Genomic DNA, 13,607 nt, shown 5'->3' on the forward strand with positions numbered 1-13,607 from the left:
CATTATGCGTTTAAGCAGTTTAAAACTTTCCGGCTTTAAATCTTTTGCAGATAGTACAACTTTAAATTTTAAGGCTAACCGCACAGCAGTGGTTGGTCCAAATGGTTGTGGCAAATCAAATGTAATTGATGCCATTCGTTGGGTGATGGGTGAGTCAAATGCTCGTCAACTGCGTGGTGGTAGCATGCAAGATGTTATTTTCACAGGAACTTCCAAACGTAAGCCAGTTGGTGTGGCGAGTGTTGAGCTACGTTTTGATAATACGTATGGCAAGTTAGGTGGATCCTATAATGCTTATAATGAGCTAGCTGTTCGTCGTCAGGTCACTCGTGAAGGCAAGTCCGAATATTTCTTAAATGGCACACGTTGTCGCCGTCGTGATATTACCGATATTTTCTTGGGAACAGGGTTGGGACCACGTTCTTATGCGGTGATTGAGCAAGGAATGATTAACCGTCTGGTTGATGCCAAGCCAGAAGAAATGCGTATCTTTATTGAAGAGGCAGCAGGTGTTTCACGCTATCAAGCTCGTCGACGCGAAACTTTGCAACATCTTGAGCATACTGAGCAAAACCTTTCACGTTTAGAAGATATTGCCCTAGAGTTAAAATCGCAGCTTAAGACGCTTAAACGCCAATCAGAAGCAGCCGTTCAATATAAAACATTAGAAGGTCAGATTCGTACTCTAAAAATTGAAATTTTATCTTTTCAAGCAGATAAAAGCGTACGCTTACAAGAAGAATATACGGTTCAAATGAATGAACTGGGCGAAACTTTTAAATTGGTTCGCTCAGAGTTAAGTACGATTGAACATGATTTAGAAGCAACCAGTGCTTTATTTCAGCGACTCATTCAGCAATCTTCACCACTACAACACGAATGGCAGCAAGCTGAAAAAAAACTATCTGAACTGAAAATGACTCTGGAACAAAAACAGAGTTTATACCAGCAAAACAGTACGACTCTCGTTCAATTAGAACAGCAAAGATTCCAAACTAAAGAACGTTTACAGCTTTCTGAATTGCAACTTGAAACGTTGAATAATCAGTTAGATGAACAAACTGAGGCCTTAACTGCAATTGAGCATACTGCAACGGAAGCTGAACAAAACTTTGCTGATTTACAATCCCAGCAAAAACAAGCACAACAACAGTTTGAACAAGTAAAAGCTCAGGTTGAAAAACAACAGCAGCAAAAGATGCAAATGTCTGCCCAAATTGAGCAGTTAGGCAAAAATGTTCTAAGAATTGAGCAACAAAAAGAAACGTTGCAACATCAAGCAAGTCAAATTCAATCGCATGTTCATGAAGATGAACAGGGTGAGCTTGAGCAACTGCAACAGCAGCTTCATCGTGAAATTGCGACACTTGAGACGGAAATTGAGCAGCTCTCACAGCGTTTAGAGCAGTCTCAACAGCAACATCAGGCAAGCAGAAATCAGCAGCAAAGCTTGAAAACAGAAATACAAGTTTTATTATCAGAGCAGAAAAACTTAAGCCAGCTTGTTGCTAAGCAAAGCCCGAAGCAACATCAAGATGCACTACGTTTAATGCAAGCTTTGCAATTAACAGAGCAAGGCAAACCACATGCGCAGATTGTTGAAAAGTTTTTAGCGAAATGGTTACAAGCTCATATTCTTGAGACCGAACAAACTTTTCAAGAAGGGGTTGCTCGCCAGTTAAAACCTTCAGAGCAAACAAGTCAATTTAAAGGTAATTTAGCTTGTTTAAATGATTGGATTGCATCTCCACAGCTATCAATCTTTTCGAATGTAGCGATTGCACAAGATTTGACTCATGCTTTAAATGAGCAAAAGCAACTGCAACATGGGCAGTCTATTTTGACTTTAGATGGTTATCATGTTGGGCAGGATTGGGTCATTGCTCTTATGTATGATGACGAGAGTCAAAGTGCACAAGGTATGCTCAGTCATCGCATTCGTCTAGATGAAATTGAACAAGTTCTTGAAAAGCAACAACCCGAATTACAAGTATTAGATCAAATTGTAGTTCAGCAAAAAGATGAACTAGGGCAGTTGCAGTCTGATGTGCAACAGAAACAGCAAGTTGTTAAACAAAAACAAAAAGACTTACAACAGCTTGATGTGCAAATTGCTAAACAGCAAACTGCGGCACAGGCATTTTTACTGCAAAAACAGCAATTGAAAGATCAGTTAGCTCAGTTAGACATGCAACTTGAAGAAGATGCAATGCAAAAAGATGATCTGGAGATTGATTTACATGCGCTAGCAATCAAGCTTGAAACCATTTTACCTGACTATAAAACATTGCAATTTCGGGTAGAAGAGTTAACAGAGCAACTAGAGGACCAACAACAAGCTCTGCATCAGCAACAACAAGAACGTGAAATTTTACGTCGTAACAGTACGCAAACGACTCAACAGATAGAGTTGCTTGAAAAAGATATTTCGTTCTTGCAGAGCCAATATCAGCAAATTAATGCTCAAATGGAACAGGCGAAAAAATTTGTTGATCCTATTCAGTTAGAGTTGCCAAATCTTGAGTCCGAATTTCAGCAACAATTTGCTCAAACTGAAAAGTTGCAAAAGAACTGGAATGAATGGCAGCTTGAATTAAATAGTGTGCAGGAAAAACAACAAACCCTGACAGATCAGCGTCATCAATATCAACAAAAAGATGAGCAGCTCAGAGAACAACTTGAAGCAAAACGTTTGGCATGGCAAGCAGCTAAGTCAGATCGTGAACATTACCAAGAACAGCTTAAAGAGCTAAATGCCGAGCTCCAAAAGGGCTTACAAATCGATTTAACCCAGCACCAGCAAAAACTGGAAAAAGTACAGAAACAGTTTGAAAAAATCGGTGCGGTTAACCTTGCCGCTTCACAAGAGTTTGAAGAAGTTTCCCAGCGTTTTGATGAGTTGAGTCACCAGATTCAAGATTTGGAAAATACGGTAACTCAACTAAAAGATGCGATGAAAAGCATTGATCAGGAAACCCGTAAGTTGTTTATGACAACGTTTGATCAGATTAATCAAGAGTTGCAAAATCTGTTTCCAAAGGTCTTTAATGGTGGTGAAGCAAGTTTAAGTCTTGAAGATGACTGGCAATCTGGTGTTAAACTGATGGCTAGGCCACCGGGTAAGAAAAATAGTTCTCTAGCATTACTTTCCGGTGGAGAAAAGGCTTTAACAGCTTTAGCATTAGTATTTGCGATTTTTAGATTGAATCCGGCACCGTTTTGTGTGTTAGATGAAGTGGATGCACCACTTGATGATGCGAATGTTCAGAGATATTGTAATTTGGTAAAAGAGCTTTCTGAACATGTACAATTCATTTACATTACACATAATAAGCTGGCGATGACCATGGCAACTGATTTGTTGGGTGTGACCATGCCTGAACCGGGTACATCAAAATTAGTCACTGTCGATTTAGAACAGGCAAAAGAATACGGGTTAGTTTCGGAGTCATAGAATGGAAATCAATACGATTATTGGCATCGTTGTCGCCATTATTATTATGCTAATTGGCTTAAAAATGATTTTAAAAAAGTCAAACCATGCTGAACCCTCATTAGACAGTGATTTGCATATTAATCCTGATAGTAATCAGCCGGTTATACCTAGGCATGTGAGAGATCAGCTTGAGCAAGCTGAAGCCGAGGGTGTATCGGCGACTAGCGCAGAGCGAGTAGAACCGACTTTAAATGCGGCGTCACCAGTTAGTGAAGCAAAACAAACAGAAACTTTGGCTGTAGAACCTACTAAATCAATTTCGGCCGAACAAATTCAACCAGTTGTTGAAACTTCTCCAGATGAAATTAAATCTGAAGAAACTGTAAAAAACTCTACCATTAATGCAGATAGTTCAGTTGAGTTGGTTGATACGGTTTCTGTTAAATCAGAAGAAAGCTTGGAACCAGAAGGCGAAAAGGCTGAGCCTGAGTTGAGTTTGAATCCAAATATTGAAACTGCCGAAATTGCTGAATTTGAAGGTGAGAGTAATATTCTGGATGTGCATTTGCATGAACAGCAGCGCTATGATGATGAAAGTGCATTAGCGATGGCTGAACAGATTATTGCATTAAATGTTTATCCGAACCCGCGTCGCGCGTTGTCTGGCGATAAAGCACTTAAAGTGCTGCTGAAATACGGTTTACGTTATGGCGAAATGTCGTGTTTCCATCGCTATGAAAATACTGATGAGCCGAGCGTACTTATGTTTTCAGTATTGCGTATGACGGACAATGGACCAGCTGGGTTTGATCTTGAAACCTTATCTACTGAACAAGTCCAAGGATTGGCATTTTTCCTTGCGCTTCCAAACAGTAAAGCTGTAACTGGTTTTGACATGATGGCGAGTATTGCAGGTTTAATTGCTCGTGAAATTGACGGCAAAGTTTATGATGAGAATAATCTTGAATTTACACCACAGTTAAAAGAGCACTGGCGTCATCATGTGATTGATTATCGTCCGGCACAGGCGACTGCCTAGTTTTAATTTTTTACATTCGTTGCGATAATTGCAACATATCTAGTCGCAGTTCAGGGTGGAGAAATTTCCACCCTTTTTTATGGTGAATAACATAATGGCAACAACTTCCGTGATCGAACAGATGCGTCAGCTTATTCAACTGATTGCAAAGCATAACCATGCATATTATGTGATGGATCAGCCGACAATCTCGGACAGTGAATATGATCATTTATTTCACCAGTTAAAAGCTTTAGAAGAGCAATATCCAGAACAGGTTCAATCAGACTCCCCAACTACAAAAGTAGGTGGACAAGCACTCTCTAAATTTCAAAGTGTGACCCATGTGGTTCCTATGCTTTCTTTGGGGAATGTTTTTAATCAGGAAGACTTGTTTGCATTTGCACGCCGTGTCGAAGAGCGTTTGCCCAATCAAAAAGTACAATATGAAGTAGAACTAAAACTCGATGGTCTTGCGATTTCGCTTTGGTATGAAAACGGTGTGTTAATACGTGGGGTTACACGTGGTGACGGAGAAACTGGAGAAGACATTACCCAGAACGTTAAAACTATTCGCAACTTGCCTAAAGTGTTGCATTCGGATCATTTTGAAATTCCACGACTGCTTGAAGTACGTGGTGAAGTGCTCATGCCAAAGTCTGGCTTTGAAAAACTCAATGCCGATCAGGAAGCAAAAGGCGATAAAACGTTTGCGAACCCACGTAATGCCGCAGCTGGTAGTTTAAGACAGCTCGATCCAAATATTGCTGCTGGCAGACCTTTAGCATTTTATGCGTATGGTATTGCACAGTGCGAACCAAATCATGGCTTAACCACCATGCATGATAGCCTGCAATGGCTAACACAACTTGGATTTGAAATTGCTGAACGTCAGTATCTATGTAATTCAATTCAGGAAGTACAACAACGCTACGAGCAAATTCAGCAAGAACGTCCCGATTTACAAGTTGAAATTGATGGAATGGTCGTAAAGGTTGATGACTTAAAACAACAACAACAACTTGGTTTTTTAAGTCGTGAGCCACGTTGGGCGACTGCCTATAAATTCCCTGCACAAGCTGCATTAACTACGGTTGATCAGATTGATTGGCAAGTGGGGCGTACAGGTACTTTGACTCCTGTAGCACGCTTAAACCCTGTATTTGTGGGGGGTGTTACGGTTTCCAATGTAACTTTACACAACATTGGTGAAATCCATCGTCTTGATGTACGTGTTGGCGATACGGTTAGTGTTTATCGTACTGGCGATGTTATTCCTAAAGTAGAAAAAGTCTGGCCAGAGTTCCGCTCACCTGATGCTGAAATTGTACATTTACCTGAAAGCTGTCCTGTTTGTGCCTCACCCGTTGTAATGCCAGAAGGGGAAGCCTTAGCACGTTGTTCTGGTGGTCTTTACTGTGCTGCTCAGCGAATTGAAGCCATTCGTCATTTCGTGTCACGTAAGGCGCTTGATATTGAAGGTTTGGGCGATCGTTGGGTAGAATCTTTATTACATCTCGATTTGCTTAAAGATGTTGCCGATATCTATCATTTACATGAGCACCGAGAAACTTTACTCGGTATTGAGAAAATGGGCGAGAAGTCGGTACAAAATCTGATTGATGCCATCGAAGCCAGTAAAAAGACAACTCTTGCGCGTTTTATTTATGCTTTAGGAATTCGTGGGGTAGGTGAAACTACTGCCAGAATGTTAGCGAATACATTCCAAACTTTAGAAGCCCTAAAAGCTGCCGATGTTGAAGCTTTAAAGAAAACACCGGATGTCGGCGATATTACAGCAGAATGGATTGCTGACTTTTTCTTGGCGCCTCATAACCTTGAAGTGCTTGATCGCTTAATTGCAGCAGGAATTCATTGGGATGCGCCGACTGCACCAACACGCCAGCCATTAAATGGCGAGAGTTGGGTTTTAACAGGCACATTAGAGCAAATGACCCGTGATCAAGCGACTCAAATGCTACAAGCCTTAGGTGCGCGTGTGAGCGGTAGTGTATCGAGCAAAACCAAATGTGTTGTTGCTGGTGAAAAAGCAGGTTCAAAATTAGAAAAAGCTGCAAAGCTCGGTATTGTCGTTATGAATGAGACTGATTTCTTATCACTTATGGCGAGCTATGGGCAGACCTTAAGCGAATAAATCTACCGAAATAAGAACCATTGATTTTAGTTACAAAATAATAAATTGATGGTTTATGTCATATTTTAACGCTTGTCTGGGTGTATAAATCGGACAAGCGTTTCTTTTTGCAGAGAAAATTTAATTAACTTAAACTGCAAATGCGTATGTTTCTCATTTTAATTTGATAAAAATCATAAACTTAACTATTTTTTACTTTGCAATCATTTTTAAGATTGCCCATAATAGTTCTCATACGATAGGAGATTTATTATGCGTGGCAATCCAGAAGTCATAGACTATTTAAATATGCTCATTGGCGGAGAATTGGCTGCCCGTGATCAATATTTAATCCATTCTCGTATGTATGAAGATTGGGGTTTAAATAAAATTTATGAACGTATTGATCATGAGATGCAAGAAGAAGCTTCTCATGCTGATGCGATCATTCGCCGTGTATTGTTTTTAGGTGCTAAACCAAATATGCACCGTGAAGACATTAATGTCGGTACAGACGTTGTTTCTTGTTTAAAAGCAGATTTAGCACTTGAATATCATGTTCGTGAAAAATTAGCGACAGGTATCAAACTCTGTGAAGAGAAAGGCGATTACATTAGCCGTGATATGTTACGTCAACAACTATCTGATACTGAAGAAGACCATACCTACTGGTTAGAAAAGCAATTACGTTTAATTGAGTTGATTGGCTTACAAAACTATATTCAATCTCAAATTTAATAAAAAACCCAGCTGATGCTGGGTTTTTTATCGCCTGATTTTTAGCTTTAATAAAATAGAAATAAAAAAGTATTTTCTCAAATTTAATATATTCAAAGCCTTAGTATATAAGGCTTTGGCAGTTACAAAAAAATCAGAAAAATTGTATCACACCCCCTGTTTTTTTTATGAAATTGGATATAATTTCGCCAACAAAACCCTTGCCTAGAAACTTCATGAGGCAAGGGTTTTTCTATGGAAAATCGGTTGGTATGGATCGCCAATGATTTTATGGTGAGTTCGCGAAATATGTTATTTACCAAACCTGCTGTTTTAGATACAGCTACTCTCTTAAGCACGCAGCGTCTTGCAACACGACTAAGCTTTTTTAGCTTAGGTTTTGCGACCGCAGCTTGGGCACCCCTGATTCCTTTTGCACAGCAACGTTTAAACCTCAATCATGCTGATTTTGGTTTGCTTTTGCTTTGTATGGGTATCGGCTCAATGATTGCGATGCCTGCGACTGGTGCTTTAGTCAAGCGTTGGGGATGTCGTCCATTAATTGCGTTAGCATTGATGCTGTTAATGGTGTTATTACCTAGCCTAACGATGTGGAACAGCATTGTGATGATGGCTGTAGCATTATTTGTGTTTGGGTCGGCAGCAGGCTGTCTTGGAGTAGCTATAAATTTACAGGCAGTGGTTGTTGAAAAACATAGCCTGCGAGCTCTGATGTCTAGCTTCCATGGAATGTGCAGTCTTGGCGGCTTAACTGGGGCTATGCTGGTGACTGCATTATTGGCAGTAGGTCTTTCTCCATTAATGAGTACTTTGTCTGTTGTAATGATTTTGCTCGTCATTGGTGCAGTTGCTATTCCTCCTTGTTTAACGTCTTTTGAACAGGATGAAAAGCCACATCAAGAAGCCGATACACCTAAAAAACTCTATCGACCTAAGGGCATTATTCTGCTTATTGGCATGATGTGTTTTATTGCCTTTTTATCAGAAGGTGCGGCAATGGATTGGGGTGGTATTTATTTAACAAGTAAGTATGAACTTAATCCAGCCTTTGCTGGTCTTGCTTATACCTTTTTTGCTCTGAGCATGACGACTGGACGTTTTACGGGCCACATTTTGCTAAAACAATGGGGTGAAAAAAATGTTGTAACTTATAGTGCCATTGGTGCAGCAATTGGTATGGCTGTTATTGTGACCGCACCCGTATGGCAAGTGGTTGTATTAGGCTATGCACTTTTAGGATTAGGCTGTTCCAATATTGTGCCAGTGATGTTTTCTCGCGTAGGGCGACAAAACGATATGCCTAAAGCAGCGGCACTTTCTTTAGTATCAACAATTGCCTATACAGGTTCCTTAAGTGGGCCAGCTTTAATTGGTTTAATTGGTGAATGGACTGGTTTAAGTACAGTTTTAACAGGTGTAGCAGTATTACTATTTATTATTGCTTTACTTAATCGCTTTACACTCGCAAAGGCGAATTAATTTATAAATAATAGAAACAATCTAAAGAACATCGAGAATTTAATTTCTCGATGTTCTTTTATTTAGATTTATAAAACCTGATAGATAGATTGATAATTGTCTTGTAATAAGCGCTGAGGTTTCATCAGTAAAGTTAGTGTTTTTTCCAAATCATCTAAGAAATCGTTTCTCCAATGAGTAAGATCAGATGCTGATAAACCCTCTATCAATTGTTGATAACGATTAATACGCTCAGCTTTAGACATTTCTAAAGCCATTTTTAAAGCATCCATCATTGCTGCTCTGTCTTGCGGATCAACAATCAAGGCTTGAGACATTTGCTCAGCAGCACCAGCATATTTAGATAAAATTAGTACGCCAGGATTCTCCGGATCTTGAGCTGCAATATATTCTTTAGCGACTAGGTTCATACCATCGCGTAGTGAACTAATCCAGCAAATATCGGAGTGACGATAAATATGCATGAGATTATGGTGTTGAACTGGATCATAGCAACAATCTACAGGTCTCCAGTCTTCATGTGCAAACTCTTCATTAATCAATTCCAACTTGGTCTTAAAACGTTCGTATAAACGTTGATAAACTGCAATATCAGTACGTGACGGTGTTGCAACTTGCAGATGTCGGACTAACCCATGATATTCAGGATTAGTTTCCAAGAAGGTTGCAAATGCATTAAAACGCTCAAGTAAACCTTTTGAATAATCAATTCGGTCAACCCCAATGATTGTTTTTTGACGAGGTATTTCTTCAAAATTAAACACACAAGGGTTTGGCAAATCTTGTTGCGCTTGCTTTTGTATAATCTCTGGCTGAACGCCAATCGGGTACGATTTAATTAGTATTTGACGCTTTTTGTAGCTGATACTGTCACGGTAAATTTTCTGAGCTTCAAGTAAACTTAAACATGTTTGCATACATGCATTTTGATCAATCTGGGTTTGTAAACCAATTACATCATATTGGCTCAAGTCTTGAATTAATTCTCGAGCCACAGGAATTTTGAGCCAGATGTTCAGGCTAGCAAAAGGAATATGCAGAAAGAAACCAATTTTATTTTGCATGCCTAATTCACGGCAGTAGCGGGCTACACTAAAAAAATGATAATCATGTATCCAGATGATATCTTCAGGCTGAGCCAGCTGTTTTAACTTTTCAGCGAATAATCGATTGACCTTTTGATAGGTTTTATATTCTTGCGAATCATATTCAATAAGATCCTCTCGGTCATGCATCGCTGGCCACAGAACCTTATTTGCAAAACCACAGTAATATTGCGCGTATTGTTGATGAGTGAGAGGGCAGGTGATGTAGTCAATTCCCTGAGAATAGGCCTGCTCAAATTCTGGCGCTTCGCTATCGGTAATTTGCTGACCATTCCAGCCTAACCAAATACCATTGCTATCATTTAATGCATCTTGTACAGCTACAGCAAGGCCACCTGCTGAAGCCTTACCAGATGGCATACTTATTCGGTTCGATAATACGATTAATTTAGACATATTTTTTCTCCATTCTGATTTCGGCTATTTTTGACATATAAGTTTTTTATTCTGTTTTGAAATAAAAAAAGAAAATTAGCGACGTCATCGATATCTTTTAATCTATATTTGGCATGTGTTTCACCAGAACCTACTTTAATGGTGAGGCCAGATTGCTGATTAATACAAATAAAACCAGATTCATCTGTTAAATCATCTCCTATAAAAATAGGTAACGCTGAGGGTAAATTGAGATGATTTAATATAGTTTGAATTGCTTTACCTTTATCAGCTTGGTCAGGAATTAATTCAACCACAAATTTTCCCCTATTTATTTTTAACTGGGGATAAAAGGATTTAATCTGTTGCATTATATTAAATGCATGATTTTCTAATTTGGGATTTTCACGATAATGTAAAGCAATAGAATATCCTTTATCTTCAATTAATAATTCAGGATATTTCTCACAAGCTTTTATAATATCTTGTTTTAATTTTTTAAAATTAATACTGCTTAAATCTGGTCGAATATAATTATCTGAACCAAAATAAATATCTAAACCATGTAAACCTGCAATAGGAACCTCAATAGGGGCTAGTAGCTTGCCTGCTGTATCTATATCACGACCTGTTACAGCAATAACGGGAATATTTAATTCAATAATTTCTTTTATAATTTCTAATGTGGTTTTTGGAATAAAACTTTGCTCAGGATTAATTTGAAATGGTGCTAATGTTCCATCAATATCTAAAAATAAACAGTAATTTTTATCTAAGGATAAGGTATTTATAATATCATTGGATGTAACAAAATATGTGTTTTTCTCTCTCCCATTAGATATTGTACTTTGACTGTTCATATTAGCCTTCCCAATATTTTCTTGATCAATAATTAATCTTCTAACATTAAAATGAATTGATGAGTCATTTCTTTTAATAAAAAAACATAAGTATTAACATTAATTACATTGCATAATGGATTTATAGGCGAAGTGTGAGTATGTTGTTTTTTGATGGGCTTCAATGTTTAGATAATTAAATTTTTGTATGTTTCCTATTAATAATGCGCGTTTTATTTATCAATATATTTCAGAATATTAATAGGTTTTAATGTGTGATCTAAAATCAATATTTTTAAATTTTATGGCTGATTTTAAAAGATATTTTTTGAAATATTAATATATAATTTGCATTAAATGAGCTTTGGGTAAGAATATGAAGTTACAAAATAAAATTTTATTGATTACAGGGTGGGGAGTAGGAATTGAACCTTTGCAACCATTAAAATTGCATTTGCAGCAGAAGGGTTTTGATGTGCAACTTATTAATATATTTGATGTTTTAACTGAAAGTTTCCAGAAACAGCTTAATTTATTGAATGATGTCGATACTGTAATTGGGTGGTCTTTAGGAGGTCAATTAGCAACTCACTTAGTTGATTCTTTTTATAAGAGCACTGGTCTAACTAAAACTTTAATTACACTTGCTTCTAATCCATGTTTTGTTGCTAATACTAATTGGCAGACTGCAATGCCTGCTGATGTGTTCAGTCAATTTAAAGCTTCTTTTTTGCAAAACCAACAAGTCACTTTAAAGCGCTTTTATTATTTAATTACTCAAGGATCAGCACAAGCTAAAAAAGATTGGCTAAACATGCAAAATATAGCAAATCCGCCCCCGTATGAGTTGTTATTACAAGGGTTAGAAATGTTAGAGCATTTAAACTTGGTAGATAACTTAAAAAATTACTCAGGTCTGCAGCTTCATTTATTTGCAGAGCAAGATGGTGTCATTCCTTGCAAAATTGAGGAAAATTTTGCACATATCGCGACAGAAAAGATGAAATACAAAGTATTAAATGAAGCTACTCATGCTTTTCCATATCTACAAGTAGAACGAACAATTGAAGAAATCTGCCAATTTTTAACAATTCATCAGCAAAGTTAATCAGCTTTGATTGATATCGCAATTTTCTTTCATTCTTAACAGGTTTAACATGTGTTCAATGAAAGATTTGAACGCTGTAAAAGGGTAAATAGGATGACCGATAATTTTGATTTGGAACATATTTGGCATCCTTATACTTCAATGACCCAACCTTTACCAACATTTAAAGTTAAACGTGCTTATGGCGCGACGATTGAGTTAGATGATGGTAGGGCTTTAATTGATGGTATGTCATCTTGGTGGTGTGCTATTCACGGCTATAACCACCCTGAACTCAATCAGGCAGTGACCGATCAATTACAAAATATGTCTCACATCATGTTTGGTGGTTTAACCCATGATCCTGCAATTGAACTTGGAAAAATTCTTTTAAAAATTACCCCGCCAAGTCTCGATAAAATTTTCTATGCAGATTCAGGTTCTGTTGCCGTTGAAGTTGCTTTGAAAATGGCAGTACAGTTTTGGACCGCTCAAGATAAACCGCAAAAAACAAATTTTATTACAACGCGTTCTGGCTACCATGGGGATACATGGAATGCGATGTCGGTGTGTGATCCAGTTACAGGCATGCATCAGATTTTTGGTACAAGCTTACCAAATCGTCTTTTTGTTGCAGCACCGCAAACCAAATTTCATGAAGAATGGAATCCACAAGATATTGCAGAATTAGAACAAGCGATTCAGCAAAATCATGAGCATCTTGCAGCCTTAATTATTGAGCCGATTGTACAGGGTGCAGGCGGCATGCGTTTTTATCATCCTGAATATCTACGTCAAGCCAAAGCACTTTGTGAACAATATAATCTGTTATTAATTTTTGACGAAATTGCGACAGGCTTTGGGCGTACTGGTAAGCTCTTTGCGTGGGAACATGCACAAGTCGAGCCAGATATTATGTGCATAGGTAAAGGGCTAACAGGTGGTTATATAACATTGTCTGCTACCTTAACGACGAAGCATGTTGCCGAGACCATTAGTCGCGGTGAGGCTGGCGTATTTATGCATGGTCCAACCTTTATGGCGAACCCCCTTGCTTGTGCTGTTGCCTTAAAAAGTACTCAATTATTAATTGAGCAAGATTGGCAAGCCAATATTGAGCGAATTGAACAACAACTTACTCAATACTTAACACCACTCAATCAGCTTGATTATGTTGCTGATGTAAGAGTATTGGGGGCAATAGGGGTAGTTGAACTCACTGTGAATGTTGATATGAAAACATTGCAGCAACAGTTTGTTGATCGTGGAATTTGGATTCGTCCTTTTGGTAAATTGGTCTATGTAATGCCACCTTATGTGATTACCAGTCAGGAATTAAGCTATTTGCTTGAGCAGTTGGTTGAGGTTGTTAAAACCATGCAGGGAGTGCATTGA

General features: G+C 38.2%; 9 protein-coding genes. 7 read left to right on the plus strand and 2 right to left on the minus strand.

What is annotated here, in order from left to right; translation table 11 throughout:
- The first annotated feature begins 4 nt into the window (after positions 1-4).
- From smc to ASF86_RS16765, 5 genes are all read left to right on the plus strand, one after another.
- A complete protein-coding gene (smc, locus tag ASF86_RS16745) occupies positions 5-3,454 on the plus strand; it encodes a chromosome segregation protein SMC (protein ID WP_056483851.1) in 3,450 nt (1,149 codons plus the stop codon).
- Between the two features lies 1 nt (position 3,455).
- Positions 3,456-4,475, plus strand: a complete 1,020-nt coding sequence (locus ASF86_RS16750; RefSeq protein ID WP_056483854.1) for a cell division protein ZipA C-terminal FtsZ-binding domain-containing protein — start codon at positions 3,456-3,458, stop codon at positions 4,473-4,475.
- Positions 4,476-4,569: 94 nt separating this feature from the next.
- The gene (gene ligA / locus ASF86_RS16755) at positions 4,570-6,609 is read left to right on the plus strand and encodes an NAD-dependent DNA ligase LigA (protein ID WP_005042769.1); all 2,040 of its coding nucleotides are present in this window, start codon (positions 4,570-4,572) and stop codon (positions 6,607-6,609) included.
- A 252-nt stretch (positions 6,610-6,861) separates the two neighbouring features.
- Positions 6,862-7,326, plus strand: coding sequence for a heteropolymeric bacterioferritin subunit Ftn (gene ftn, locus ASF86_RS16760; RefSeq protein ID WP_001214863.1), 465 nt, complete (start codon positions 6,862-6,864; stop codon positions 7,324-7,326).
- 288 nt (positions 7,327-7,614) lie between these two features.
- On the plus strand, positions 7,615-8,805 hold the full coding sequence (locus ASF86_RS16765; protein ID WP_081407752.1) for an MFS transporter: 1,191 nt from the start codon (positions 7,615-7,617) through the stop codon (positions 8,803-8,805).
- 68 nt (positions 8,806-8,873) lie between these two features.
- Here ASF86_RS16765 and ASF86_RS16770 read toward each other — a convergent pair whose 3' ends face one another.
- The gene (locus ASF86_RS16770) at positions 8,874-10,307 is read right to left on the minus strand and encodes an alpha,alpha-trehalose-phosphate synthase (UDP-forming) (RefSeq protein ID WP_056483860.1); all 1,434 of its coding nucleotides are present in this window, start codon (positions 10,305-10,307) and stop codon (positions 8,874-8,876) included.
- Positions 10,295-11,146 (minus strand): trehalose-phosphatase, encoded by an 852-nt coding sequence (gene otsB / locus ASF86_RS16775; protein ID WP_056483863.1) that lies wholly within the window; start codon positions 11,144-11,146, stop codon positions 10,295-10,297. Before otsB ends, ASF86_RS16770 begins: the two co-directional genes overlap by 13 nt.
- Before the next feature lie 355 nt (positions 11,147-11,501).
- Here otsB and ASF86_RS16780 point away from each other — a divergent pair, with 355 nt between their 5' ends.
- Positions 11,502-12,233 (plus strand): hypothetical protein, encoded by a 732-nt coding sequence (locus ASF86_RS16780; RefSeq protein ID WP_056483866.1) that lies wholly within the window; start codon positions 11,502-11,504, stop codon positions 12,231-12,233.
- 93 nt (positions 12,234-12,326) lie between these two features.
- The gene (bioA, locus tag ASF86_RS16785) at positions 12,327-13,607 is read left to right on the plus strand and encodes an adenosylmethionine--8-amino-7-oxononanoate transaminase (RefSeq protein ID WP_056483870.1); all 1,281 of its coding nucleotides are present in this window, start codon (positions 12,327-12,329) and stop codon (positions 13,605-13,607) included.

Source organism: Acinetobacter sp. Leaf130 (assembly GCF_001423205.1).
In the GTDB taxonomy this organism is placed as follows: Bacteria; Pseudomonadota; Gammaproteobacteria; order Pseudomonadales; family Moraxellaceae; genus Acinetobacter; species Acinetobacter calcoaceticus.

Coding starts and splice junctions, on each gene's coding strand:
- smc (WP_056483851.1), top strand. CDS start 5: ATGCGTTTAAGCAGTTTAAAACTTTCCGGCTTTAAATCTTTTGCAGAT.
- ASF86_RS16750 (WP_056483854.1), top strand. CDS start 3,456: ATGGAAATCAATACGATTATTGGCATCGTTGTCGCCATTATTATTATG.
- ligA (WP_005042769.1), top strand. CDS start 4,570: ATGGCAACAACTTCCGTGATCGAACAGATGCGTCAGCTTATTCAACTG.
- ftn (WP_001214863.1), top strand. CDS start 6,862: ATGCGTGGCAATCCAGAAGTCATAGACTATTTAAATATGCTCATTGGC.
- ASF86_RS16765 (WP_081407752.1), top strand. CDS start 7,615: ATGTTATTTACCAAACCTGCTGTTTTAGATACAGCTACTCTCTTAAGC.
- ASF86_RS16770 (WP_056483860.1), bottom strand. CDS start 10,307: ATGTCTAAATTAATCGTATTATCGAACCGAATAAGTATGCCATCTGGT.
- otsB (WP_056483863.1), bottom strand. CDS start 11,146: ATGAACAGTCAAAGTACAATATCTAATGGGAGAGAGAAAAACACATAT.
- ASF86_RS16780 (WP_056483866.1), top strand. CDS start 11,502: ATGAAGTTACAAAATAAAATTTTATTGATTACAGGGTGGGGAGTAGGA.
- bioA (WP_056483870.1), top strand. CDS start 12,327: ATGACCGATAATTTTGATTTGGAACATATTTGGCATCCTTATACTTCA.